The 902-nt window shown below is 60.4% G+C and carries 2 protein-coding genes; one reads left to right on the forward strand and one right to left on the reverse strand.

The window, feature by feature from the left end:
- On the reverse strand, positions 1 to 653 hold a 653-nt coding region (locus NW829_RS12290; protein ID WP_414417206.1), incomplete at its 3' end, for a hypothetical protein.
- A gap of 67 nt (positions 654 to 720) precedes the next feature.
- Here NW829_RS12290 and NW829_RS12295 point away from each other — a divergent pair.
- Positions 721 to 902: hypothetical protein (locus NW829_RS12295; protein WP_414417207.1), on the forward strand; the 182-nt coding region annotated here is incomplete at its 3' end.

Consider the following 902-nt stretch of genomic DNA (forward strand, 5'->3'; position numbering starts at 1 on the left):
GCCAAAATCTCCAAAGCCCCGCCCTCGATAAGGTCGCGAGTGAGGGCAGCCCCGGAGCCACTTTGTTGGATCAATTCGCGGCTGCGGCGCACCGTCTCCTGTCGCTGGGGGTCGTCCACAACCACCTGCCGCTGATTGGACAGGCTGAGGCGATAGAAATTGGGCAGATCCCCCCGGGTGGCATCAATGGCCAGATTGGTCTCTTCAGGGGCTACGCGGAAGGGGGCACGGGCGGTGAGCAGAGCCACCTGGATATCTTGGTCTCGCCCATCAAGGCCCTGCAGCTCGGATATATCGATCTGGAAATTGAGGGTATCGCGGTCACGGGTAAGGCGATTAACCCGTACCTGGTTAAAGCCAACGGCAAACTCTCGTTCCGGCTCTCCAAACCGCTGGATGGTGGCTTGCAAGACCGACTCTTCGTTGAGGGGGGTAACCCGAATGAGGTAATCCCAGTCCCGCACAAAGGTGTACTCGTTGGGCCCCACACGGACGTTGGGATCCACCAAGTTGGCGGTAGGGCCAGGGCTGCCGGCCCGGCTGAGAGCTACCATGTACCGGTAGTTGGGGCTGATGGGCAAACCCAGGGTCATGCGTACTTCCAGCACTGGCCGCGCCCAAGCGGCAACAGCCGTGAGAGCCGTTATGGCCATGGCTCCCAAGCAACTCCACAGCCAGCGCTGAGGAGGAAAATTAAGCTGCGGCGGGCAAGAGCAAGTGATGGCTGGGGTTCTCATTCAAGCCTCTTCAACTCTCCGGCAGGTGGCGGCAGCCCGAACTCCTTTCCTGCTCACTCTGGAACAGTCTAGCCAGGAATGGCGTGCCCTCAACAGGGGATCCCAAGGGTCGGCGGCGGAGCGCCAGCAGAAGTTTTCGTTAAGCAGTGATGATTCGGTGTGGAG

Source organism: Synechococcus sp. R55.8 (assembly GCF_047461895.1).
Classification (GTDB): Bacteria; Cyanobacteriota; Cyanobacteriia; order Thermostichales; family Thermostichaceae; genus Thermostichus.